This is a genomic window from Sphingomonas sp. So64.6b, assembly GCF_014171475.1.
Classification (GTDB): domain Bacteria; phylum Pseudomonadota; class Alphaproteobacteria; order Sphingomonadales; family Sphingomonadaceae; genus Sphingomonas; species Sphingomonas alpina_A.
On the sequence record NZ_CP048817.1, the window covers coordinates 42338 to 63166 of the forward strand.

Genomic DNA, 20829 nt, shown 5'->3' on the forward strand with positions numbered 1-20829 from the left:
TCGATCTGCAGCTTCAGCCGAATTAGTGGCTTGCCTGCCGGCGTAGCGCGCCACGTTGGATAGAACGGATAACTATGTGTCGCACCGCCTACCATGCTAGGTCCCAGGGCGCTATTTCAGCGGCAAAAACAGTTCCGCGACCGCCTCATGCTCCGGCACCTCCAGGAAGAAGCCCAGCCGCTGGCAATAAATCGGGGAGTCGCGTGCTTCCTCGCCGCTGGCCGGAAACCAGTCGCGATAAAGGTAGAGCGCGGCGGGCGCCAGACTGTCGGTGTTGCCGACGACGCGCAGCACCGCGCGGCGTCCGCCAGGGATCTCGCCGGCTATGATCTGCTCGCCGTTCGCCACGATAGGTTGGTCGGTCCCGACACAAAGGTCCACGCTATAATCGGCAGGTGACGCAGGACGCCGCTCGGAACGCCAGACATTGAAGGTCGGACTTGTCTTGGGGTGCAGGCCAGTGGCCGCGCGCCACGGGATGAACCGCTGGATGGTCAAGCAAGTCTATTCTAACCGCATATCCAGGTATGAGCGCCCATCTGAAATCTCGAAGCTCAGTAGGCACCTTGAGACCTCAGTGCCCACGAAGATTTAGTCGGACTTGGATGCCATCGAGAATTATATCCAGGCCTGCGGAAAAGCCTTCGCTCTGACGGTGCTCGGACTCGGTTTTTTCAAGCTCGCCGCACAAGGCCGCGGAAAGGGGATAATTCCCGGACCTCCTGAGCGATTCAGCATATTCGGCCTGATCGGAATCCCATTGCTCGTCGTCGAGGCCGGACTGGGCGCGGGCGGCAATGTCGGCGACTTCGGAAGCGACGAAGCCGCGCACATACGACGTAACCGTATCGATCAGCACCAACCGTTCGCTCAGACTCAGTTTTGTGACCTCAAGTTGAGACAGCGATTGTTCAAGCGCCAACATCCTATTAGGCCCGAGGGTCGGCTTGCCTGCGAGCGCCGAACAAAGCCACGGATGGTCTTTGAATCGCGCCCGTAATCCCTGCGCGACTTCGCGTATATCTGCTCCCCAATCACCGGACGACGGAAATTCGCCGCCGGCAAGTGCACCATCCACCATGAGGTTCAGCAGATCGTCCTTGCGCGCGAAATAGCGATAGAGCGAGCTCGTACCAGTGCCGATCTCGGCTGCGATGCGGCGCATCGAGACGGCTGCCACGCCCTCGCGGTCGGCGATGGCGATGGCCGTTCTGGCGATTGCGTCGCGGTCACGCGAGGGCTGCGGGCCTCGGCTGCCGCGCGTTGGGCGCATCCAGATAACCGATGGAACGGCAGTTTCGGCCAATGCATTTCTCCTATTGCGTACAATGTGCGCAGTTCTATATATATGATACTGCGAACACCGTATCAAGGTTTTTGAATGGACGAATTTGACGTGGCAATGGCTGGAGGTGGGCCGGTCGGCTTGGCTCTGGAGCCGGCGCGAAGGTGGTTGTGCTCGAGGCGAGGCCGGACCGCAACGATCCGGCAAGCCGGGCGCTTCGCCACGTGGTTGCCGGGCTGCTCGATAGTCCCGCGTCCACCACCTATGTCCTTCGCCGGATCGGCGGTGAGCTTGGAGAAACGCCATGATCGACTGGACCATGGATCACGCTGTCTCGCGCGATGGCACGATCATCGGCTACCGGCAGGTCGGCGCTGGCCCCGGTCTCGTGCTGCTGGCAGGCGGCATGCAGAGCAGCCGCAACTTCACCCAGCTGGGGGAGCTGCTGGCCGATCGCTTCACACTGCATTTGCCTGACCGGCGCGGGCGTGGCCTCAGCGGCCCTCCGGGGCCGGACTACGGAAGCGACACCGAGGTCGACGACCTGTCGGCGGTGCTGGCGCAAACGGGCGCACGTGACGTATTCGCGCTGAGCTCGGGCGCCATCGCCACGCTGTGGACGGCGCTGCGCCGGCCGCAGGCGCTCGATAGAATTGCGCTCTACGAACCGCCGGTGCTGGTCGGCACGCGGTCATCGTTGGACTTTGTGCCGCGCTACGAGCGCGAGCTTGCCGCCGGCAATTTGCCGGCCGCCATGGTCACGGTGATGAAGGGGACGGGCGACCGACGCGACTGGTTCACCGACCTGCCCCGGCTGCTGCTGACCCCGATGATGGGCATGGCGCTGCGCGGCGACGGCGAGGAGGCGGCAGCCATCCGCGAGCTGGTGCCCACCGTCCACTACGATCTACAACTTGTCGCCGCCACGGCCGGGCAGATTCAGCGCTTCGGCGCCATCCGCATGCCGGTCCTGCTCATGGGCGGCGACAATTCCAATCCCTATCTGTCGAAGGCGCTCGACGCGTTGCAGCACGAGTTGCCGCAGGCGGAGCGGGTCGAGCTCAAGGGCATCGGCCACATGGCGTCCGACAATGTCGGCAAGCCAAGGTTAGTCGCCAGCGAGCTGCGGCGGTTCTTCGCTAGCCCGCCGAGAGTCTGACTTGCTGCCCACAGCCGCCGCTCGACCGCTCGCAGCCTTGTTCTGATTGGTTTTGGCGCACCCGACAGGATTCGAACCTGTGACCTACGGCTTCGGAGGCCGTCACTCTATCCAGCTGAGCTACGGGTGCAGCTCTATGTTGGCCTAGCCCGACCGACCTCTGAAGGTCAACGGATTCGGCCGTCTTCAACCTACCTCACCATCGGACTGAACTGCACCCGCCTAAGCGCGCCGTTCCTATCCATTTCCCGCCGTTCTCCAGAGACAAGCTGCTTACGCGGTGCTTACGTGGAGAATTCCGACATCCCGGACGAGAATAGTAAGGCCTCTAACTTCCTGTTTTTAATCACTCTTTCCAACACGCATCCGACCCGTACCCCCTTGACGCCAGCCTTCGGAGGGCAGCGCTCTATCCAGCTGAGCTACGGGTGCCTGGAGTGTGGACGCGACTAGCAAAGCGCGTCGCGCTGCGCCAGCCGTTTCGATTCATTGATCGTCTGGATCAGGGTGTCGGGGGAATCACGGGCGGTGGCGCCACCGACCACATCACTTCATCGCCGGGCTTCAACCCTGCGAGAATTTCGGCGCCGGTTGGCGAGACAAGGCCGAGCCGAACCATTCTCGGGGCCGGTTTCCCCGTTTTGGGATCCCGCACATTGACCGTCGCGGCCGGCGCGGCGCCCTGTACCGCTTCGGGGGGAACGACGATTGCGTTCGGGTTGCTGTACGCGATCACGATGACCATCGCCGTCATCCCGATTTTGACTCGCGCCGCCTGTTCCGGGGTCAGCGCATTGAGCCGAGCCGTCGCGGTGAAGCTCGCTTTCCCGGTACCGGACGCCGAATCCTTGCCGGCTTCTCCGGCCACGCTGGAAATCTGCCCGCTTAGCGAGAGCTCGCCGAAACCGGGGCCGGTCACCATCACCGGCATACCGGTCCTGATCCGGTTGATATCGGCTTCGTCGAGTCGAAAGGTCACGCCGAGTCCACCGGCCCGGGCGATCGTGCCGATCAATTGCCCCTTGGACAGCCGCGATCCGACATGCAGCGCTTCGGTGGCGGCGCCGGCGCTGCCGGCGTCGACCGGCGGGCGCACGATGATGCCGTCTTCCGGCGCGCGCAGGATTGCGCCGTCGAATTGCGCCACCAGTTTCGCAAGGCGCAGCTGCGCATTTTTCAGGTCGAGTTCGGCCAGCCGTCGGTTTGGTCCCTGGCCGCGGCGCAATGCTATTTCCAGATCCTCCTGCGCGGCGACAAGTGAAGTCTTCTGGGATCGCTGTTGTTGGATCATGCCGTCATATTCGGATCGCGGGACCAGACCGCGGTCGAGCAACGCCTTGGTCTCGCGCATCTTGTTTTCGGTGTCGCTGAGCTCGTACATCGCCGACGTCGCGGCGCGCCGGGCGCGGGACACCTCGGGACCGCTGGTCCAGGACGTCATGTCGTTGGACGCTTGCGCTGCCTTCAAATAGGCGCTTTCCGCTTCGTTACGGCTCTGTTCCAGGCCGGAAAGATCGAGCTCGGCCAGCGTCTGGCCCTGATTGACCAGATCGCCATAGGCGAAACGGATCGACTTGATCGTACCATCGAACGGCGCGGTAATATCCAGGCCGTTACCGGGGGCGATCGTGCCCATCACATTGATCGTCGAATTGAACGGTTCGCGTTTCACCACCAGGCTTTTCTCGATCATCGCCGTCGCGGACGCCGTCTTCGCGCCCGGCCACCACCACCAGATCGCCAGCACGCCACACAGGAGCGCGAGCGCCGCGGCAATCCTGCCATGGTGCGTCTTCGGCATGATCCGCTTCAGTCGTTGAGATCGATCTTCCATGTATCGAGCGTACTTCCGATTTGCTGGTCGAGTGAGGTCAATTGATTGAGATAGTTGATCTTGGAGGATAATTCCTGCGCGTCGGCGGCGCGCAGATCGGCTTCGAACGACAGCACCTCGAAATTGGAGGCGCGTCCGAATTTGAGTTTCTCGCGCTGGAGATCCAGAGCGCGGGCGGCCAGCGACCGGGCGCGGCGCGCCGCCTCGAGCTGGAGCCAGCTCGCTTCGACGCTTTGGACCGCATCGCGGATCTGCGATTCGGCGGATTGGCTGGTATCCTGATAGTTGAGTTCGGCCTGGCGCAGTGCGACCGTCGCGTTGATCTCCCCCTGGCGCGGGGCGTAGTCGCCGATCGGAATATTCAGCGTCAGGCCGACCCGGTTATCGGTGTTGCCGTCCAGCGGCGCCTGCAGCGCATCGCTGCCCCGGAAGCGCGATACGCTACCGGTCGCCGAGAGGTCCCACAGGCGATTATTCTTCGCTTCGCGCAGTGAGATCTGGCTCTGCTCCACCGCCAGTTCAGAAGACAGCACATCCATTCGTGCCGAGCGCCCGAGATCGAGCGCCTTGTCGAGGTCGATCGTGACATGATCGGTGTCGATCCCGTCGCCCGCGACGATATTGGTGCGTGGATCGAGCGCCAGCAGCTGGAGCAGCGAAAGTTGGGCCGATGTCTTCGTTTGTCCGGCCTGCAACAGGGCGACTTCCTGATTTGCGACGCCGGATTCGGTTTGCACGATGTCGGCGGCCGCCATGCGTCCGGCTGCGATCAGCGCGCGGTTGGTTTCGAGCAAGTCCTTGGTGCGTTGCAAAGCGAGCTCGGCCAGGCGGATTTGCTCCTGCGCCTGGATGAGGTCGCGATAGGCGAAGACGATGCTGCTCACGACGTTGGAGACGGTGTTCTTCAGGCCGAGCCGATTAATCCGTTCCTGCAGCCGTGCGCGCCGGATCGGGGCAAGGTTGACGTCCGGTCCCGCGCCACGCAGCAACGGCTGACTGACCGAAAAGGCGCTGACTTCGCCGCTGAAGCGTCGGCCGTCCTGGAAACGATCGTTGCGCGCCCAGGAAAAACCCGCGCTCGCCCCCGTCGGAAGAAGCATGCCCACTTGCGGGGTAAGGCTCGACTGCGTGCTCGATATCCCGCCGGACCGGGCGCGAAAGACATCGGCGGCGATATTGATGCGCGGCCGGAACCGGGTGCTGACGACGAACAGGTCGAATTTCTGCGCGATACGCGAAAGATAAGCCGACTTGATCGTGCGATTGTCGCGTAGGCCGAGCGCGACCGCCTCGGTCAGGCCGATCGCGACCGGGGCTCCGTTCGGTACCGGTCGAGCGGGTGGCGGGGGTACTGGCGAGGAAGAGGGGGCGAGGAAGAGGGGGCGAGGGAAGAGGTTCGACCAATTGCGCGCCGGCTGCGACGGGGTTACCCAAGGCGAGGATGCAACCTGTCACGACAACGCGGTTGAGGAGGCGATGGACATGATGAAAACCGGCTTGGCCTTCGCAGCGCTCCTGATGCTGCTCGCCGGGTGCGCGACGCCGGAGGAGGTCAAGCGCCCCGTGGCGCAGCCGACCCTGGCGCAGCCGGTTCCATTGCCCGACCTCGCACCCTATCAGGCGCCCACTCCGCTCAGCTCTATTCCGCACGGAGCGCCTCGATCGGATCGACCCGCGACGCCATAATCGCTGGATACATGCCGAATATCATTCCGACGATGCCGGCCATGCCGGTGCCGAGCGGCAACACATAGAGCGCGACAGCGAAGCTCCAGCCGACCGCCTTGGCCATGAACCAGGATGCCCCGACGCCCAGGGTCACACCCGCGAGACCCCCGACCAACGCGAGCAAGGCGGCCTCGATCAGGAACATGAGCTGCAGGTCGCGCGGCGTCGCGCCGATCGCTGCGCGCAGGCCGATCTCGCGCCGGCGCTCCATGACGCTCATCAGCATCACGTTCATCACGCCGATCCCGCCGACCAGCAGCGACACGCCGCCGATCGCCGCGAGCAGGCGAGTATAGACTCCCATCTGCGCCTTCATCGCCTTCACGAGCGCACGGGCATCGACCACGGTCAAGGTCGATGAGGCATTGGCGAGGCGCGCCTTCACCCGCTCGCCCACCGCCGCCGAATCGCTGTCGGGTTTGAGCCGAATCAACGCCGTATTGGGGGCGGCGCCGGCCATGATGCGGCGGCTGCATCCGAACGGTACGAACACCGCGTCATTATAGTCGGCCGGGTTCATCGATTCGTTTGCCGTCGGCGCCAATATGCCGATGACCGTATAGGCATAGGCGCCGATCGCGATCTTTGCGCCGGGCATGAGTTCGGCGCCGGGCGCCGACAATTTTTTCGCTGCCCCGTCTCCGGCAACGATCACCAGCCCGCAGTCATCGGCATCGCCAATCAGCCGTCCGGTGCGGAGCGGCAGTCGGGTGAGTGTCGCGAATGCGGGCGACATGGCAACGATTGCCACGTCCGTCGCTATTCCTCCTGCTGCGACCTGTTCGCGGCTGACCGACAAGGGAATCGCCGTTATGATGTCCGGATCGTCAGTTGGAAGCGTATCGACCAGGCGGCGATCGAAACCGGCCGCGCCGCTGCCCACCGGCGCGGCGCGAATCTGCAGCATGTCGATGCCCATATTCTTGAAACTCTTGAGCGATTCGAGCTGCGCCATATTGCCGATGCTCAGCATGGCGATGATCGAAGCCGTGCCGATGGTGATGCCCAGCAACGCCAGCACCGATCGAACGCCCTGACTGTACAGATTGGCAAAGGCCTCGGCGAAGATCTCTCCGGGCGGTGCGCCCGAAGCGATGGTGGCCGATATGGCACCTGACGGCGTGGGCGTGGCGGTCATCATGCCGTCATCGGCCGTTTCGCCGCGGGTGACAGGCTGTCGGATACGATCCGGCCGTCGAGAAACTCGATCTGACGATCGCATTGCGCGGCCAGGTCGCGATCGTGCGTGACCATCAGGATCGTGACCTCCAGGCTGCGGTTCAGGTGCCGCAACAATTCCATCACTTCGACCGCGGTCACGCTATCGAGGCTGCCGGTCGGTTCGTCGGCCAGGATCAGGCTCGGCTCTCCGATCAGCGCCCGCGCCAGCGCCACGCGCTGCCGCTGGCCGCCGGACAGCTCGGTCGGGTGGTGATGGCTGCGATCGGCAAGCCCGACACGGTCCAGCATGGTCAGCGCCGCAGCCTTGCGCCGCTCGCGCGGAATGCCGCGATAGAGGAGGGGCAGCGCGACATTCTGCCAGGCGGACAGGCGGGGAAGCAACTGGAACGACTGGAAGACGAAACCGAGCATGGCGTTGCGCAGCCGCGCCGCGTCCCGCGCCGACGAATAATCCACCACTATGTCGTCAAGCATGAGCTGTCCGGTATCGGGCTTGTCGAGCAGGCCGACGATATTGAGTAACGTGCTCTTGCCCGAACCCGAGGGCCCAAGAACAGCACAAAACGCGCCGCGCGGAATCGAAAACGACACGTCCTTCAGCACCGGGATCGGCTGTGTCGGCGGTCCATAGGCTTTTCCGACATTGGTCAGTCGCAGCATTTGTTCTTCCCACGCACCGGGAAAGGAAGCCGTCCCCAATTTCCGCGATGGCCATTAAGGGCGCGGCGCGGTCGGCGCATGTCTGGATCGAGGCCTCTGGGGAGCGACACTGAATGATCCGTCCTCTCCAATTCAGACTATCCGCACCAACGAAAAAACCTACCCGGAAATCCGGAGATTTCCAGGTAGGGAGGGGGGGAGGTAGGTCTTTACCGGCTATCCCGCCCGGATAGGGGAAGGCGGTTTTGCCGGCTAATCGGTATTAGTGAATATCCAGCGTTGCCGGAGCCGTCAGGGTGCCGTTGACGGTGCAAGGAGCCGACCCGCCACCGCCGGGCAAGCTCGCGCTGACGACCAGTTTCTTGGTGGTGTTGTTCCACGCACCGCTGATCGTACCGCTGCACCCGCCAGGAGTGATCGTGTTGACCACGACTCCAGACAGCGTCAGCGTGCCGGTGGTGGCGGTCGCCGGGGTATAGCTGGTGGCATAAGGCGTGGCGCTGAACGTCACGGTCGGGCACAGAATATTGCCGGCCTGGAGCACTGGCGTGGTGCTTGCCGAGGTCGATGGCGTTGACGGCACGACAACCGTGAGCTTGAGCGTGCAGTTGAGGGTAAGACCCTTGACCACGGTAACCGGGCCGGTGACCACATAGGTGCCCGCAGGCGTGAATGTCTGTGCGATGGCGGGCTGCGCGCCAAGCATCATTGCGCCGGCGCATAGTGCAACAAGTTTATTCATCGTCGCTCTCCTGTAGAAATTATGGTTTTCCTCCATGATTCTATGGAGGCGACCTATTACTGCGACTCGATTCGCTTTCAGTCAAGAATTAATTCTACAAACTTACTCCATTATAGTTATACATATCTTCAGTATGAATCAAAGTAACTACAGAATCATAAATTCTGCTATCAGGTTATCTTGCATCAATTCAAATATACAACAAATTGTCTTAAAATGCTCAATCCGGGACATGAAAGGCGCAAATTGGGGCGTCGATCGGGCGCCGGGATTATCGCTCCCTGAGCACGAAACATTGTCGTCCGGCGCTATCGCTTCCCGTTCGTCGATCCTTCCATGTTAGAAACGCTTACTGACGCTGAAACCGATGATGCGCGGATCCAGCGTGAACACGTTGGTGGAGAGTCCGGTATCATCGCTGTTGGTGAAGAAGTCGGAGATCGGCGTGTTGTTGAACACGTTCTTGATGTAGAACTGAAAGGCGAGGTCCGACTCTGGCCGCGCAAAAGTGATGGCCAAATTCGTGTTGTCCCAAGGCTTCAGGCGGTCATAAGCTGTGTTATAGACGCGACCCCAGCTCGCTGATTGGCGATAATAGTCCCCGCGGAATGTCAGGTTCCAATCGTCGATGAAGAACGTGTATTGTGCACCGACATTGAAAGTCAGACGTGGAGCATTGGGCAGTTCGTTGCCCTCCAGATCGGCATAGAAGCCGCGACCGCCATTGGGCGCGTCGGTCAGCGGATTATAGGTAAAGCCGAGGAATTGATCATAGTGCAAACCGGTCTCGACATTGGGATCGAAGCTCCCGAAGCCGCGGGATCCACCGCATAATGCGCCGAGCATGAGAACGTCGAGCCCACTGCCGACAAAGGGTGAATTGAGAATGGCTTCGACATGTTCGCGCGGTGCGATGCAATTGGACGGCACCTGGATCCACGGCCGCAACACGACCCAGTCCGAATTGCCCTGAGTGCGATTCATCACGTCGATCGACCGCGCACCTTTTTTGAGCCGTGTCCTGAGATAGCCGAGATTGGTATCGATCCGGAATGCGCGCGAGGGGCGCCATGCCGCTTCGAATTCGAGCCCCCAGCTCTGCGCGTCGAAATTTTCGTTTAACGAAATACGATCGACGATCTGGGAAACCTGATAATCCTTATAGTCATAGAAGAAGGCCGTGGCGTTGAGGCTCAGCTTGCCATCCGCAAAACTGTTCTTGGTGCCGATTTCGAACGCGTTGACATATTCGGGTTTGAAGGTCGTCGCGAGCGGCTGATACTGGACGACGCGAGGATTGATATCGGCACGAGGCGGATTGGCGCCTCCGCCCTTGTAGCCGTGCGAGGCCGACGCATAGATCAGCGTATCGTCAGTGAACGACAGATTGGGCTTCCAGTCGACCACCAGCCGTCCCGTCGGACGGCCCCATTTCTGCTCGATGTTGGGAAGCGCGGGGTAACCGCTGTTTGTGTAACCGCCGCTATTGCCCAGATCGGGCGCGCCACCCAGCAAGAGTTGGCTGGGGACTGGTGTGGCTGTCTTGTTATCCTTGGTAAAGCGCAAACCGGCGGTAATCTTGATGTTATCCGCGACGTTCCAATAGGCCTCGCCGAACACCGCCCATGACTCGGTCTTTACGATATTGCGGCTCAGGAAATAGTTATGGCCCTGGTCATTTACCGAGCCAATCGGATTCGGGTCGATATAAATGCAGTCTCTGTCGGATGTTCCGGCCGGGCACGGGGCGTTGAAAGTATCTCCGACACGATTGTAAAAATTCTGCGCGGCATAGGTAAAAAGGTTGTTGAAGACGTAATAATCGTCCTGCGATTTAAAATGGAGATAGTTGGCTCCGAAGCTGAAGTTAAACGGTCCATTGAAAGATGATTGTAGCCGAATCTCCTGCGTCCATTGGTCGTTGCGCGAGCGGCTTAAGTCGGCGGACAGAATCCGATTTGAGGTGCCGAGCTGCGGGTCGGTAAAAAAACCGCCGGGCGTCGGCCCTGCGCCGATCGGATTGCCGAAGATATCGACCAGTCCCCGAGTATCGGAAAACACCGGACTGGAAACGAAGCGGTTATAGTCCTGAGAGGAATAATAGCGATCTCGAGCATAGGCGGTTTGCGAGATGAGCTTTAGTGAATCGCTGAACTTGAATTCAAGGTTGAGCTGGAAAACGTCGTTCTTCGCCCGGAAAACCGGATCATAGCTGGTCGCGATCTCCCGTAGATTGCGCGATTGCACGACGTTCCCATAGGGATCCCCCGGCACAATGCCCTTGACCGTCTCGAAGGTGTTCGGGTCATAGGCCACGTCGATCAGCAGTGACGGAAGGACGACGTAGCCCAGGATATTGCCGTTGGGTGCGCCGAAAGACCTGTCGTCATACAGCGAGACGGCCATACATCCCTGGCTGATGCGCGGACGGAGCGCTTCCGGTACCACGGTGCTGCCGACCATCTCGGGGCCCTCGTCGCGCGCGCAAAGCTGCTTGCCGGTGCGCGAGCGATGGTCCTCCTCCTCGAAATGCTGCCAGATGGCATTGGCCTTGAACCGGTCGCTCGGTTCCCATTGCACTGAGCCGCGGGTCGACCAGAGATCGCGATCGTTGACGCGTTTTTGGGTGAAGGTGTTGAAATCGAAGCCGTCGCGTTTGGTCATCGCGCCGGCGACGCGGACGGCAAGCGTGTCGCCGAGCGGCACGTTGAGCATGCCGCTCAATCGGGTCGTGTCGTAGCTGCCGACCTCGGCCTTGGCCTCGCCTTCGAGCGTGTCGCTGGGCAGCGCCGGAATGATGTTGACCACGCCGCCGGTCGCGTTGCGGCCATAGAGCGTGCCCTGCGGCCCGCGCAGCACCTCGACGCGCTGCAGATCGAAGAATTCGGATTCGAACAGGCGGTTGCGGATCAGCGGGGTGTTGTTGAAGCTGACCGCCACCGCCGGGTCGCTCGACGCCGAAATCGCCTTGGTTCCGATCCCGCGGATCGAGAAATTATACATGCTGAAATTGCCCTTCGAGAAATTGACGTTGGGCACGGCGCGCAGCAATTCGGAGCCACTTTCGATCTTGTGGTCGTCGAGCGATTGTTTGGAAAAGGCGGTGATCGCGATTGGTACGTCCTTCAGCGATTCTTCCTTCTTCTGCGCGGTCACGATGATGTCGCTATTGTCATCGAGCTCGGCGGCGGGCGTGGTTGGCGCGTTTCCCGCGACTGGCCGGCTCTGCACCGGCTCCGGCGTGGCGGCCGTCGGCCGGACGATCAGCACGCCCGACTTGCCGGTCGTCACGCCCAGTCCCGTATTGGCGAGCAGGCGCGAGAGCGCCTCGTCCTTGCTGTAGCTGCCGACCAGCGCCGGGCTTTTCTTGCCGTTGACCGCGGTGGCGTCGAAGATGATCTGCTGCCGCGACGTTTCGCCGAATGCCTTCAGCGCGTTACCCAGGGCCTGTGACGGGATATTGAAGCGATAAACTTGGGCTCGCGCCGCGGCAGCCGAAGGCTGCGCAAGGACCGCGATGACCGCCGTCGCCGAGAAAAGATAACCACGCAAGGAATCCCGCATTTCGTAACACCTCCCCTGTTTGCCGTCGTTCATTTCGGACGATCGGTCAGGGGGGTAATACGCACACCCGCACGTTTCACTCACTTGGGTGGCAGGATTTTTTCAATCCGTTTTGGTCGATACGCGCGGTTCAACTGGCGCGATAGCTGAGCACGATCTTCCCTTGTTCATGCGTCGCCTGCACCGGGTGCAGCGCGCAAATGCCTTCGACAAAGGCCGCGGCGTCGGCACCCAGGAAAACGCCATTGACGGTGTAGGACGCGATCCGCGGATCGGCGATGACCAGCTTTTCGCGGCTGTCGCGATTCATCCGGTCGACCGCCAGCGCGAGCGATTCACCGTCAAAGGTGAGCTGGCCGCTTTCCCATGACAATGAGCGCGAGACATCGGTCGGCGCGATGCGCGTCGCGGCGCCGCTGGTCGAGGCGATCAGCTGATTGCCCGGTACGAGCGTCGGACCGGCCTGCCCGGCCGCGGGCAGGATGTTGCGCCGCGTGCCGTCCGCGGCCTGCGCCATCACCTCGACACGGCCTTCGTAGAGCACGACGCGCATCTGTTCCTTGAACAGTTCGACGCTGAACGACGTACCCGTGGCGAGCGTCAGCCGGTTGCGCGCGAGTACGCTGAGCGGGCGCAACGCGTCATGCGCGACATCGAACTTGGCGCGGCCCGAGACGAGTTCGAGGCGCCGGCTGTTGCGGTCCATCCGCACATTGACCTGAGTCGCGGCGTCCAGGGTGAGCTTCGTCCCGTCCTCGAGTTGGACGATGCGGCGCTCGCCGATGCCGGTCGAATAGGAAGTCATCGGATCGTGAAACAGATACACCATGGCGATGAGCAGCACCGCCGCGCAGGCCGCGGCAGCGCTGGCCCATCCGCCCGTCGTCCATCCCCAGCGCGTACCGCGCGCCCAGCGGCTGGCATTGGCGCGGCGCAGCGCCTCGACCGCTTCGCCGCGATAACGGATCATCTCCGGCATGTCGGCGACATCGTCGATGCCGTGCCAGATCGCGACCGCCTCTTCGAACGCAACGACATGCGCCTCGTCCGACGCCATCCATTCATCGAAGGCGCGGCGTTGCTCGGCGTCGAGCCGCCCTTCGCCGAGCCGGAGGCACCACAAGGCCGCCTGTTCGTCGGTATCGACCGGATCCTGATATGCTGCTGAATTCATTTTGAAACTTCCCGGGCGCGCGTCATCAGATGGACCGTGGCGCGCGCCACATGTTTTTCGACCGCGCTCGGGGAAATGCCGAAGCTTTCCCCGATCACGCGCTTGTCGATGTTTTCGATGCGATAAAGGACGAAGATGGTGCGGGTGCGTTCGGGCAAGTCGCGCAGCGAGCGCATGACTTGCGCGACGGCGCTGCGGCCGACCGCGATCTTCTCCGGATCGAGCCAGTCGACGCCCTGGCCGTAGAGCATGCGCACCGTGTCATATTGTTCGGTGCGCACGCGCGACCGGCGCGACCGGTCGCGCAGCAGGTTGGCGGCAATCTGAAAGATATAACCGGCGTGCAGGCCGGCCTCCGCGCCGGAACCGCCGAACACCCGCGCAAACGTCTCCTGAGTCAGGTCCTCCGCCTCGGCGTGATTGTGCACGCGCTTGAGGAAAAACGACATCAACGCCGGCCGCCAGTGGCGGATATGGGCGGCCATGTCGGGTTGGCGGTCGTTCAACAGCGTGGCGGTTCCTCGGATTCCGGGTTCATCTACCCCCTAATACGCGCCACATCATAAACCGCTCACATGAGTCGTCACATAAGTTGCCGTAGCGTCAAGCGCGCTCAGCGTTTCACCTTTTTCGCGAGCGTCACCGGCTGGAACTGACCCAGGCCGCAGCTCGGCCCCTGGATCGTCGGCGGTGAGCGCAGCACGGTGATGATGTCGACCGAACAAAGCTGGTTGAGCGAGGTCTTGTAGCTGAAGCTTTCCTCGAACCCGAGGCCGGGGCAGCTTTGCGGCAGGGTGTTGCGATAGATCTTGCCGCCCTGCATCTCGAAATCGATCACGCTGTCGCTGCGCACATGGCTCTGGCGGATGCGGTTGAGCGAGATGCAGCTTTCCGCCTTGCCTGCGGGCGTTGCCTCCGGGACCTTGTTGCGGTCGCGCGCCGTGGCCGATCCGGCGATCGCGGCGACGATCAGGGCAGGGGCGAGAACGACGAGCAGGGTGCGCATATCAGGTCTCCTGGCGCGGTGCGCCTTTAGGCGCCGGCGTCTTGGGTTTGAACGCACACAGGTCGCAAACGATGCAACGCCAGCATTCCGGTGTACGCGCCTTGCACGTGTAACGCCCGTGTAGAATCAGCCAGTGATGCGCATGGAGCCGGAACGGCTGCGGCGTCACCTTGTCGAGCACCAGCTCGACCGCCAGCGGGGTCTTGCCGCGCGCGAGACCGGTGCGGTTGCCGACGCGGAAGATGTGCGTGTCGACCGCGAAAGTCTCATGTCCGAACGCGGTGTTGAGCACGACATTGGCGGTCTTGCGCCCGACCCCGGGCAGCTTCTCCAGCGCGTCGCGATCGTCTGGCACTTGCCCGCCATGGTCGCGGATCAGCGCCTCGGACAAGGCAATGACGTTCTTCGCCTTGGTGTTGAACAGGCCGATCGTCTTGATGTGCTGCTTGAGTTCGGCCTCGCCCAGCGCAACCATCCTGGCGGGCGTGTCGACCTCCGCGAACAGCAACCGGGTCGCCTTGTTGACGCCGACATCGGTCGACTGCGCGGACAGCGCGACGGCGACAAGCAGTTGGTACGGATTGCCGTACGCGAGCTCGGTTTCGGGGTGCGGGTTGTCGGCGGCGAGGCGGGCGTAGAACTCGACGACATCGGCGCGTTTCACAGACCGAGCACTTCCGCCATGGTGTAGCGGCCCGCCGGCTGTCCCGCCAACCACAAGGCGGCGGTGACCGCGCCACGCGCGAAGATCGCGCGGTTCTCCGCGCGGTGGCCGATCTCGATCCGCTCGCCTTCACCGGCGAAGACGACGAGGTGGTCGCCGGCGACCGATCCGCCGCGCAAAGACGCAAAGCCGATCGTTCCCTCGCTGCGCGCGCCGGTCAGGCCCGACCGGTCGGCGACCTTGGCCTCGGCCAAAGCGATGCCGCGTCCCTCGGCGGCAGCTTCACCGAGCAGCAGCGCGGTACCTGATGGCGCGTCGACCTTGTGGCGGTGATGCATCTCGAGGATCTCGATATCCCAGTCGGGGCCGAGCCGCGCGGCGGCGTCGCGCACCAGCTGCGCAAGCAGGGTGACGCCGAGCGAGACATTGCCGGTCTGCAGCACGGCGATGTCGGCCGCCGCCGCGTCGATCAGCGCATGGTGCGCGGGGCCGAGGCCGGTGGTGCCGATCAGGATCGGCGTGCCCGATCTGCGCGCCGCGGCGAGCGTCGCCTCCAGCGCGGACGGAGCGGAGAAGTCGATCAGGACGTCGGCACCCTGCGCCAGCGCGGCCGGGTCGCCGCCCGCGTCGATCCCGCCGACCAAGGTCGCGCCGAGATCGGGGATCGCCGCGGCCAGCGCCTGGCCCATGCGCCCCGCGCTGCCGATGATGCCGATCCCGATGATGCCGGTGGTGGTCATGATGTCGTCCAGAGCCTGAAAGAGGAGAATAGTGGGAGAAATGGGCCTTCGGGCAAGGTCAGGCGGGGGCGGCGATGCCGGTCTGCGCTTCGCCCTTCGGCACGATCTCGATCAGCAGGTCGCCGGCCAGAAGCCGGTCGGCCTCCGGTTCCCAGCAGCCATAGCAATCATCGCCGCGATAGACGCGCAGGCCCACCCCGGTGGTGATCGCGGACAAGGGCTTGCCCACTTCGTCCGGCGTCACGCGGCGTTCGTGCAGCGCAACGCGGCCATCCGAGGCGGCGAGATCGGCAAGGTAATCGGCGATGTGCGGGCCGTGGGTCGACCCGGCGAGCAGCAGGCCGGCAAAGCTTGCCGGGTTGATCACGGTGTTGGCCCCGGCCTGACGCGCCAGCGCTTCGTTATCCTCCGACCGGATGATCACGCTGATCGGCACATCGGGGGCGAGGCGGCGCGCGGTCAGCACGATCAGGATCGAGGTGTCGTCGCGCCCGGCGGCGACGATCAGCGCGCTGGCCCGCGCCACCTGCACCGCATCGAGCGTGGCGTTGCGCGTGGCATCGGCGTCGATGATGGTGACGCCGCAGTCCTGCGCCGCCTCCAGCGCGGCGGGAGAATCGTCGATCACCACGATCGACGACGCGTCGGTGCCGCGGCGGATCAGTTCATTGACCGCCTCCGTCCCGCTGGTGCCGTAACCGACGACCACGACATGGCCGCGCAGTTTCTGCTGGATCACTTTCATCCGCCATCTCTCCCACACGCCCTTGAGCAGGAAATCATACGCCGTGCCAAGGAAGATCAGCCACACGAACAACCGGATCGGCGTGACCAGGAAGCTGTCGAACATGCGCGCCTGATCCGACACCGGCACGATATCGCCATAACCGACCGAGGTGATCGTGATGATGGTGAAATAGACCACGTCGGTGAAGCTGATCGCGCCATCGGTATTGTCGCGCAGGCCACCGCGGTCGAACCAGAAGATCGCCAGCGCGACCCCGATCAGCGCGAAGGCGAGCGCGACGCGGAACAGCAAGGACAGCCAGGGCGGCGTCGCGCCCTTGCGGCGCAGCGCCAGACGGCGGTCGAGGATCGGCGGCAGGCGGCGCATCATGGTGCTTGTAGCGCGGTTGGGGGCGGTGTCGACGGGTTTGGGGTCGACGGGTTTGGGGTCGAAGGGTTCGGCGATTGAATCGGCAGAGGACGAAAGGGCGGGCGACGCCGGCAAATCATGCGCGGCCCCTCCGCGCCCGGAGTGCGGTGTCGCAATCGACATTGCCGGCCGGCCGGGGGCGATCGTCATGCCAAATTTTCCCGTTGCTGCGGGAAGCGCTGCGGGAACATGTCTTTTTTGGCGGTTCTGCGGGAAACCACGGGAAAAACTGCGGGAAAAGTGACGCGACTTCACGGGAAAAATTGGGCTGTGTTGCGGGAAAATCGGGAAAAGCTGGATGGTCATGGTCTGGTCGATTCCGGGGCTGCTTGCTTCAAGTGATTTTCGGACGGGCATCACGATGGCGCGCACGGCGCGCGTCCAGGAGCGGACATGCCGATTCCGGAGCGCGGTTTGAATCGAGCGGGCCCTGCGGCCGACCATGGGACGGCGGCGTCACGTGGCGACGCCACTCGACCCTCTTGCCAAATTGCTGCAGTGCAGCAACAAACGGGTTGGGTAGCCGTTGAGCCGTAAACAGCAAGAGTAAAGACGATGCGACATGCACCAGGTTCCGGCGGACCGCTTCAGGCACTGACCGGCTTCGGTTCGAACCCGGGCGACCTCAAGGCGTGGACCTATGTCCCGGCGGAAATGCCGCCCGCCGCGCCGCTGGTGGTCGTGTTGCATGGCTGTACCCAGAGTGCGGCCGACTATGATCTTGGATCCGGCTGGTCGGCGCTGGCCGACCGCCATGGCTTCGCCTTGCTCTATCCCGAGCAGCAACGATCCAACAATCCGAACCTCTGCTTCAACTGGTTCGTGCCCGGCGATGTGCGCCGCGATGGCGGAGAGGCATGCTCGATCCACCAGATGGTCGATCATGTCGTGCGCGCGTTGCGGCTGGACGCCGGGCGGGTGTTTATCACCGGCCTGTCCGCCGGCGGCGCGATGACCGCCGCCATGCTCGCCACCTATCCCGAGATATTCGCCGGCGGCGCGGTGATCGCCGGGCTGCCCTTTGCGACCGCGAAGAATGTTTCCGAGGCGCTGCAGCGCATGCAGGGGCACGGCGAAGCGTCGGCGACGGAGCTTGGCCGGCGCGTCATGGCGGCCTCCCCATATGAAGGGCCATGGCCGTCACTGTCGGTGTGGCATGGCGACGCCGACCGGACGGTGTCGCCGGGCAATATGGAGGCGTTGATCGGACAATGGCGGGCGGTGCAGGACCTTCCGGCAACGCCGTCATCGACGGAGAGTGCCGGCCGGGAGACGCGGCGACGCTGGACCGACGCGAGCGGCGCGGTGAGGATCGAGGCGATCGGCATTGCCGGGATGGGGCATGGCACGCCGATTGCGACAGGGCCTGACGGATGTGGCGTGGCGCGGCCGCATATTTTGGATGTGGGGATTAGTTCGACGCGGCGGATTGCGGGGTTTTGGGGGATTGCGGCGAGTGAGGGGGTGAAGGTTGGGGTGTTGAAGCCGGCCGTGACGGCACCTGCTGGGGTGATTGCGGAGCTGCGTGCTACGCGGCCTCACGGTATAGCGCCCATTCCTGCCGCGCTGAGCGGTGTGGCGAAGGTTATTGACGACGCTTTGCGGGCGGCGGGGTTGGTTCGGTAGCGGTGTGGCGACCCCTCGATTATCGATCGGATATTTTCACGGGTTGACGGCGAGAATTGAGTGGAGTGTCATCGTTATTTGCATTCGCGTCGTCACTTTTGCTACGCGAAACCGGACGCTCGTTCACGCGTGGCCAGGCGGCTGGATCTGGGCCCAAGGCGGAATGGCGGCTTTTAATGCTCCGGATGGCGAGAGCGTACAGCGAACCAGCCTTAATCATGGCGCAATTGGCGAGGTTCATTCGCTCGTCAGCGGCGAGAGGACTCCGCCAATCCGCGATCAACCAGCGTTCCCGGGCATGAAGCCGCGCAAAGAGTTCGACCCGCTTGGATGGCGCGGCGCGAAGCTCGATGCGGACATCGGTATGGAACGCAGCCGCGTCCGCGACCCGCTGACCGGATTGCCCCGCGCGATCAGCAACACCTATGATCGTTGGGCTCAGCTCACCTTGCGGCACGACGTGCCCGCCACGCAATTCGCCTGGGGCGCGGCCCTGTCGTTCGACCATTACGGCCCGAGCTATTACCTCGATGAGGTGAACCAGCAATGGGAGGGCCCCTATGCCAGCGTCTTCGTCGAGTTCAAGGACGTGAAGGGACTGAAGGTCAACTTCCAGGTCTTCAACATCAATGACGGTCACGTGCGCTACTGGCGCAATGTCTATACCGGTCGACGCAACGCCGCACCGATGGCTTTTCTCGAACGCCAGCACCAATCCGTCGGGCCGATTTTCACGCTGACGATCAGCGGATCGTTTAAATAGCGGCGTCGGACAATTGGTGCGGTCATGATCTGGCCGCATCAACCCCTATATGACGTACATATTGCTTCGATACCGGGCAATTTTGACGTGGTGACCCTGCTGTGCCTCGACGATCGGTGAACATTGGAAGCGAGGCCGATCCTCGCCTGACGCTTGAGCTTGCCGCGCAGGGCTTTGTTCGTCCGGCGCCTGGCGCGATCGATTGGTTGCCGACACCAGCCCTGGATTCGAGCTGGAAGAGTTTCGCGGACTCGTGGAATCGGCTCGGTCTCGATCGATATATGGCTGATGGCGGTCGCTATCGCCGACGCCGTCACGCTGCCTTGGCGATCACGCCGGACGCGATCGCGCGAAAGCCGCACCAGCCCCATTTTCAGAGCCGTGACTATAATCAGCTGAATGGAGATGTGCAGCGCTGGTTCGAGCCGATGGAGGACGCCCTTACCGACAGCCCGATGATGCAGCAGCTGCTCCGCGGCGCGACGCTCTGTTTCGAGGGCGCCGGCGAAAGCGCTGCGGCCGCTCATTGGCATGTCGAACTGCATCAGTTTCGGATCGAGACCACGGCGCAGAGCCCTGGTCGTCCGACCCCCGAAGGAATGCATCGCGACGGGGTCGATTGGGTTTTGGTGATGCTGGTCGATCGACTGAACGCCGATGAAGGCGTGACCGAGATTCAGATTGCCGATCGGCCGGAGATCGACCGCTTCACCCTGGCCGCACCGGGTGACGCGGTGCTTCTGGATGACCATCGGGTGATGCACGGCGTAACGCCGATCCGACCGATCGATGCGGACAGGCCGGCGTATCGCGATGTTTTCGTCGCGACATGGAGGGCGGAAGGCTCTGGCTGAGGCGCTGGGGCAGGCGCCCGCAAGCAGAAAGAGGAAAGCACGGGATTTCTTAACGTCGCCCCGCTCCAGGCTTTCTCAGCGAAGCGCCCGGCGCACACTCGGCAAGATCCGCGCCACCATGATCTCCACTCCGCGCGCCGTCGGATGCAACCCATCCGCCTGAAGCAGGCGGCGATTGCCCGCCACGCCGTCGAGGAAGAAAGGGTAGAGCGGCACGCCGTGCGCCCGGGCGAGGGCGGGGTACATCGCCTCGAACGCGCGGACATAGTCGGGGCCGAGATTGGGCGCGGCGCGCATGCCGGCGAGCAGGACGGGGATGCGGCGGCGCTTCAGTTCGGTCAGGATCGCGTCGAGATTGGCCTTTGCCTGCGCGACCGGCAGGCCGCGCAGCATGTCGTTCGCGCCGAGTTCGACGATCACCAGAACCGGCGTGACGCCGAGCCCGCGCAGGCCCCAGCGTAGTCGCGCGCGCGCCTGTGCCGCGGTGTCGCCCGCGACGCCGCCATTGCGCACCGTCGCGGCGACCCCCGCGCGGCGCAGCGCCGCCTGAAGCCGCGGCGTGAAGCCTTGTTCGGGCGGCAGGCCATACCCCGCGGTGAGGCTATCGCCCAACGCCCAGATCAGCGGCGCGGGCGGCGCCTTTGCCGCGGGTTGCGCGGCCGCCGGTTGAACGATCGCCGCGGCGAACAGCA

Annotated in this window: 19 protein-coding genes and 1 tRNA gene; 4 read left to right on the forward strand and 16 right to left on the reverse strand. The window is 63.3% G+C overall.

Annotated features, from left to right (window positions below; translation table 11 throughout):
- Positions 1-111 precede the first annotated feature (111 nt).
- Together G4G27_RS00240 and G4G27_RS00245 are read right to left on the reverse strand one after the other, a co-directional pair.
- Positions 112-498 carry a GyrI-like domain-containing protein gene (locus G4G27_RS00240; protein ID WP_202049638.1) on the reverse strand — a complete coding sequence of 129 codons (387 nt, stop codon included), beginning with the start codon at positions 496-498 and terminating at the stop codon, positions 112-114.
- A 76-nt stretch (positions 499-574) separates the two neighbouring features.
- Positions 575-1306 (reverse strand): TetR/AcrR family transcriptional regulator, encoded by a 732-nt coding sequence (locus G4G27_RS00245; protein WP_183111076.1) that lies wholly within the window; start codon positions 1304-1306, stop codon positions 575-577.
- A gap of 283 nt (positions 1307-1589) precedes the next feature.
- Here G4G27_RS00245 and G4G27_RS00250 point away from each other — a divergent pair, with 283 nt between their 5' ends.
- Entirely contained in the window at positions 1590-2444 is an 855-nt protein-coding gene (locus G4G27_RS00250; RefSeq protein WP_202049639.1) for an alpha/beta hydrolase, read from the forward strand.
- Positions 2445-2497: 53 nt separating this feature from the next.
- On the opposite strand, the gene G4G27_RS00255 is transcribed toward G4G27_RS00250, so the two are convergent.
- The 13 genes from G4G27_RS00255 to G4G27_RS00315 all read right to left on the reverse strand — a co-directional run bounded on the left by G4G27_RS00255 (position 2498) and on the right by G4G27_RS00315 (position 16852).
- Positions 2498-2574 (reverse strand) — tRNA-Arg (locus G4G27_RS00255).
- A gap of 372 nt (positions 2575-2946) precedes the next feature.
- Positions 2947-4245 (reverse strand): HlyD family efflux transporter periplasmic adaptor subunit, encoded by a 1299-nt coding sequence (locus G4G27_RS00260; RefSeq protein WP_183111077.1) that lies wholly within the window; start codon positions 4243-4245, stop codon positions 2947-2949.
- 8 nt (positions 4246-4253) lie between these two features.
- Positions 4254-5582 (reverse strand): TolC family protein, encoded by a 1329-nt coding sequence (locus G4G27_RS00265; protein WP_183113524.1) that lies wholly within the window; start codon positions 5580-5582, stop codon positions 4254-4256.
- A gap of 335 nt (positions 5583-5917) precedes the next feature.
- Positions 5918-7144, reverse strand: coding sequence for an ABC transporter permease (locus tag G4G27_RS00270; RefSeq protein ID WP_183111079.1), 1227 nt, complete (start codon positions 7142-7144; stop codon positions 5918-5920).
- Positions 7144-7848: an ABC transporter ATP-binding protein gene (locus tag G4G27_RS00275; protein ID WP_183111081.1), complete on the reverse strand. Its 705-nt coding sequence runs from the start codon at positions 7846-7848 to the stop codon at positions 7144-7146. Before G4G27_RS00275 ends, G4G27_RS00270 begins: the two co-directional genes overlap by 1 nt.
- Before the next feature lie 262 nt (positions 7849-8110).
- Positions 8111-8590 carry a hypothetical protein gene (locus G4G27_RS00280; protein WP_183111083.1) on the reverse strand — a complete coding sequence of 160 codons (480 nt, stop codon included), beginning with the start codon at positions 8588-8590 and terminating at the stop codon, positions 8111-8113.
- Positions 8591-8929: 339 nt separating this feature from the next.
- Positions 8930-12154 (reverse strand): TonB-dependent receptor, encoded by a 3225-nt coding sequence (locus tag G4G27_RS00285; protein ID WP_183111085.1) that lies wholly within the window; start codon positions 12152-12154, stop codon positions 8930-8932.
- 130 nt (positions 12155-12284) lie between these two features.
- The gene (locus G4G27_RS00290; RefSeq protein ID WP_183111087.1) at positions 12285-13328 is read right to left on the reverse strand and encodes a FecR domain-containing protein; all 1044 of its coding nucleotides are present in this window, start codon (positions 13326-13328) and stop codon (positions 12285-12287) included.
- Positions 13325-13834 (reverse strand): sigma-70 family RNA polymerase sigma factor, encoded by a 510-nt coding sequence (locus G4G27_RS00295; RefSeq protein ID WP_244624489.1) that lies wholly within the window; start codon positions 13832-13834, stop codon positions 13325-13327. Before G4G27_RS00295 ends, G4G27_RS00290 begins: the two co-directional genes overlap by 4 nt.
- Before the next feature lie 107 nt (positions 13835-13941).
- Positions 13942-14334 (reverse strand): hypothetical protein, encoded by a 393-nt coding sequence (locus G4G27_RS00300; protein ID WP_183111089.1) that lies wholly within the window; start codon positions 14332-14334, stop codon positions 13942-13944.
- Position 14335: 1 nt separating this feature from the next.
- The gene (gene nth, locus G4G27_RS00305; protein WP_183111091.1) at positions 14336-14998 is read right to left on the reverse strand and encodes an endonuclease III; all 663 of its coding nucleotides are present in this window, start codon (positions 14996-14998) and stop codon (positions 14336-14338) included.
- Entirely contained in the window at positions 14995-15723 is a 729-nt protein-coding gene (gene dapB / locus G4G27_RS00310; RefSeq protein WP_183113526.1) for a 4-hydroxy-tetrahydrodipicolinate reductase, read from the reverse strand. The genes nth and dapB overlap by 4 nt, the downstream gene beginning before the upstream one ends.
- A gap of 73 nt (positions 15724-15796) precedes the next feature.
- Positions 15797-16852: a potassium channel family protein gene (locus G4G27_RS00315; protein ID WP_183113527.1), complete on the reverse strand. Its 1056-nt coding sequence runs from the start codon at positions 16850-16852 to the stop codon at positions 15797-15799.
- A 597-nt stretch (positions 16853-17449) separates the two neighbouring features.
- Between G4G27_RS00315 and G4G27_RS00320 the strand changes: the two genes are divergently transcribed.
- The 3 genes from G4G27_RS00320 to G4G27_RS00330 all read left to right on the forward strand — a co-directional run bounded on the left by G4G27_RS00320 (position 17450) and on the right by G4G27_RS00330 (position 20137).
- A complete protein-coding gene (locus tag G4G27_RS00320) occupies positions 17450-18520 on the forward strand; it encodes a PHB depolymerase family esterase (protein WP_183111093.1) in 1071 nt (356 codons plus the stop codon).
- Entirely contained in the window at positions 18483-19283 is an 801-nt protein-coding gene (locus G4G27_RS00325) for a hypothetical protein (RefSeq protein WP_183111095.1), read from the forward strand. Before G4G27_RS00320 ends, G4G27_RS00325 begins: the two co-directional genes overlap by 38 nt.
- Positions 19284-19399: 116 nt before the next feature.
- Positions 19400-20137, forward strand: a complete 738-nt coding sequence (locus G4G27_RS00330; RefSeq protein WP_202049640.1) for a 2OG-Fe dioxygenase family protein — start codon at positions 19400-19402, stop codon at positions 20135-20137.
- A gap of 75 nt (positions 20138-20212) precedes the next feature.
- Here the strand turns inward: G4G27_RS00330 and G4G27_RS00335 are convergent, their stop codons facing one another.
- Positions 20213-20812, reverse strand: a complete 600-nt coding sequence (locus G4G27_RS00335) for an arylesterase (protein ID WP_244624744.1) — start codon at positions 20810-20812, stop codon at positions 20213-20215.
- Positions 20813-20829 lie beyond the last annotated feature (17 nt).